Source organism: Streptomyces thermovulgaris (assembly GCF_002155915.1).
Classification (GTDB): Bacteria; Actinomycetota; Actinomycetes; order Streptomycetales; family Streptomycetaceae; genus Streptomyces; species Streptomyces thermovulgaris.
This window is the reverse complement of sequence record NZ_MUME01000313.1, coordinates 1-3,468: the sequence shown is the minus strand read 5'-3', so window position 1 is coordinate 3,468 and position 3,468 is coordinate 1. Positions and strand designations below refer to the sequence as shown.

At 68.7% G+C, this 3,468-nt stretch carries 3 protein-coding genes and 1 pseudogene; 2 read left to right on the top strand and 2 right to left on the bottom strand.

What is annotated here, in order from left to right; translation table 11 throughout:
- On the bottom strand, window positions 1–1,354 hold a 1,354-nt coding region (locus CCN35_RS22100; protein WP_143631750.1), incomplete at its 3' end, for a phosphoenolpyruvate carboxylase.
- 294 nt (window positions 1,355–1,648) lie between these two features.
- On the opposite strand from CCN35_RS22100, the gene CCN35_RS22095 reads away from it, so the two are divergent.
- Window positions 1,649–2,659, top strand: coding sequence for an acyl-CoA desaturase (locus tag CCN35_RS22095; RefSeq protein ID WP_067396432.1), 1,011 nt, complete (start codon window positions 1,649–1,651; stop codon window positions 2,657–2,659).
- Window positions 2,656–3,333 carry a TetR/AcrR family transcriptional regulator gene (locus tag CCN35_RS22090; protein ID WP_067396429.1) on the top strand — a complete coding sequence of 226 codons (678 nt, stop codon included), beginning with the start codon at window positions 2,656–2,658 and terminating at the stop codon, window positions 3,331–3,333. The genes CCN35_RS22095 and CCN35_RS22090 overlap by 4 nt, the downstream gene beginning before the upstream one ends.
- On the opposite strand, the pseudogene CCN35_RS27855 reads toward CCN35_RS22090, so the two are convergent.
- A pseudogene (locus CCN35_RS27855) lies at window positions 3,330–3,468 on the bottom strand (IS5/IS1182 family transposase); the annotation flags it as partial. The gene CCN35_RS22090 and the pseudogene CCN35_RS27855 sit on opposite strands and share 4 nt — an antisense overlap.

Genomic DNA, 3,468 nt, shown 5'->3' with positions numbered 1-3,468 from the left:
GGGTGGGGGCGAGCGGGCGGCGGGAGCGCAGTTCCCTGGCGAGGAGCTTGGTGCGGTACTCGCGGGGCATGTCGGCGTAGCGCCAGGATTCCTCGCCGAGCCGGTCGAACAGCTGTCCGAGGGCGTGGTGGTGGGCGTCGGCGTGCTCGCGGATGTCCATGGTGGCGAGCTGGAGGCCGAAGGCGGCGAGGGTGCGGATGATGCGGCTGAGCCGGCCGTCGGCGAACAGGCTGCCGCGGTGGGCGCGCAGGGAGTCCTGGATGATGCGCAGGTCCTTGAGCAGTTCGCTGGTGCCGAGGTAGTCGTGGCCGGGTTCGTGGGGGGTGCCGGTGGCCAGGCGCTGCTTGGTGTTGACGAGCTTCTGGCGGATGCAGGTGACCTTGAGCCGGTAGGGCTCCTCGGCGTTGAGGCGCTTGTAGCGGGGGCTGATCTCGGGCAGCTTCTCCAGGTCCTTCTGGAGGGAGGTCAGCAGTTCCTCGGTGGCGCCGGTGTAGCGGATGGAGTTGGACAGAAAGCCGCGCAGCTCGTCGATCATGGCGAGTGCGTCGTTGATGCCGTGTTCGTGCTGGAGGATCAGCACGTCCCAGGTGACCTGGGGGGTGACGTTGGGGTTGCCGTCGCGGTCGCCGCCGATCCAGGTGCCGAAGGTGAGGGGGCGGGTGTCGTCGGGGAGCTTGACGCCGACGCGTTCGAGTTCGGCGGTGAGGTCCTCCAGGACGTCGCCGACGGCGTCGGCGTGGAGCTCGTCGAGGTAGTAGATGGCGTTGCGGGCCTCGTCGGTGGGTTCGGGGCGGACGACGCGGAGTTCGTCGGTCTGCCAGATGAGGTCGATGTTCTCGGCGAGCCGGGTGTCGAGGCGGCGGCGGTCGGAGGCGACGACCGGGGTTTCCAGCAGGTCGGCGATGCGGCGGAGCTTGTTGAGGACGGAGCGTCGGGCGGCCTCGGTGGGGTGGGCGGTGAAGACCGGGCGGACGCTGAGGTGCCGCACGGTCTCGCGCAGGTGTTCGGGGTCGGCCTCCTTGAGCCGGTCGGCGGTACGGGCGAGGAAGCCGCCCTCGGCGGCGCGGCGGGCGCGCAGCTCGCGGCCGCGGTGCACCTGTTCGGTGACGTTGGCGAGATGGAAGTAGATGGAGAAGGCGCGGACCAGCTTGGCCGCGGTCTGCAGCTCCGTGCCGCGCAGCAGCTCGGCGGCGGCCTCGCCGTCCTCGCGGGTGAGACGGCGGACCTTCTCGACCAGCTCGAGGAGCTCGGGACCCTCCTGCCTCACGAGGGTCTCCCCGAGGAGGTCGCCCAGTCGGCGGATGTCGGCGCGCAGTTCGCTGCTGGTCGTCGTCTGGTCGTCGGCACTGCTCACAGGTGCGGCTCCTTGCGGGGTTGAAGCGCTTCTGGGAGGGAACCCGGACGGGTGCCGCGCGGCGGATCACCGCATCACGGTCCGGGCATCCGGGAAGGGATTGTCATCAGCGGACCGCGCTGTCCGACCAACGCCAAGTCTAGGTGTCGGGCGGGACTCGCAGGGTTGCGGGCTCTTGCCGCGGGGCGACACGCTGCCATACTTACGACGCCGTAGGTTACGGAACCGTAGGAAGTTGGACGGTTCCGTGGGCCGCCGGCGTCCGTCTCGACTCTCGACCCACAGGGGACGCCCATGACCACGAGCTCCGATGTGATCGACGACCCCCCGAACCCGACGGACGGCACCGCGTTGCCGTCCGCCACGCTGGGTGGCGACCAGAAGCGTTCGATCGAGCAGATCACGCTGCTGCTCTTCATCGTCGTTCCCTTCCTCGCGCTGCTGGCGGCGGTGCCGATGGCGTGGGGCTGGGGGGTGAGCTGGCTGGATCTGGGCCTGCTCGTGTTCTTCTACTTCCTGGGCTGCCACGGCATCACGATCGGCTTCCACCGGCACTTCACCCATGGCGCGTTCAAGGCGAAGAAGCCCTTGCGGGTCGCACTGGCGATCGCGGGGTCGATGGCGGTCGAGGGGCCGCTGGTGCGCTGGGTCGCCGACCACCGCAAGCACCACCGGTTCTCCGACGCCGAGGGTGATCCGCACTCGCCGTGGCGGTACGGCGAGACGATTCCGGCGCTGCTGAAGGGCCTGTGGTGGGCTCATGTCGGCTGGATGTTCGACAAGGAGCAGACGCCGCAGGACAAGTACGCACCGGATCTGATCAAGGATCCGACGATGCGGCGGATCTCCCGTCAGTTCGTGCTGTGGACGACGGTGTCGCTGCTGCTTCCGCCGCTGATCGGCGGTCTGGTCACCCTGTCGTGGTGGGGGACGTTCACGGCGTTCTTCTGGGGGTCACTCGTCCGGGTGGCTTTGCTGCACCATGTGACCTGGTCGATCAACTCGATCTGCCATGCGGTGGGCAAGCGTCCGTTCAAGTCGCGGGACCGTTCGGGCAACGTGTGGTGGCTGTCGGTGCTGTCCTGCGGCGAGTCCTGGCACAACCTGCACCATGCCGATCCGACCTCGGCCCGGCACGGGGTGGAGCGCGGCCAGCTGGACTCCTCGGCGCGGCTCATCCGCTGGTTCGAGCTGCTCGGATGGGCGTACGACGTGCGCTGGCCGTCACGCTCGCGTATCGATTCCCGCCGCAACACCGGTCAGGTCCGCTCCCGGCGCCGTAAGGAGACCGTCAAGGCGGCATGATTGACCGCGTGGCGACCGACTCCAGCAGCACTCACAGCAATGACAAGCCGCGGCGCACGCGCCGCACCCGTATGACCGGTGCCCAGCGCCGTCAACAGCTACTGGAGATCGGTCGCACCCTGTTCGCCTCGAAGGGCTTCGAGGGCACGTCGGTGGAGGAGATCGCGGCGAAGGCCGGGGTGTCCAAGCCGGTGGTGTACGAGCACTTCGGCGGCAAGGAGGGTCTGTACGCGGTGGTGGTCGACCGTGAGATGCGGCGGCTGCTGGACATGGTGACCAGCTCGCTGACGGCCGGCCATCCGCGTGAGCTGTGCGAACAGGCGGCCTTCGCCCTCCTGGACTACATCGAGGAGTACACGGACGGCTTCCGCATCCTGGTCCGTGACTCCCCCATCCCCCAGTCGACGGGTTCCTTCGCCTCCCTGATCTCCGACATCGCCACCCAGGTGGAGGACATCCTGGGCCGCGAGTTCAAGTCCCGCGGCTTCGATCCCAAGCTGGCCCCGCTGTACGCCCAGGCCCTGGTCGGCATGGTCGCCCTGACGGGCCAGTGGTGGCTGGACGTGCGCCGCCCGAAGAAGGCGGAGGTCGCGGCGCACCTGGTGAACCTGGCGTGGCACGGGCTGGACGGCCTGGAGCAGAAGCCGCGGCTGATCGGCCACCGGAAGTCCTAGGGCTTGTCTGGCAAATGATTTTGGTGGGGTGTGCGGAGCCAGAGGATGAGTGACGCAAGGTGGAGTCCGGCCCGGTAGCGGGCGGCCAGTTTGTCGAAGCGGGTCGCTACCGCCCGGAACTGCTTGAGCCGGGCG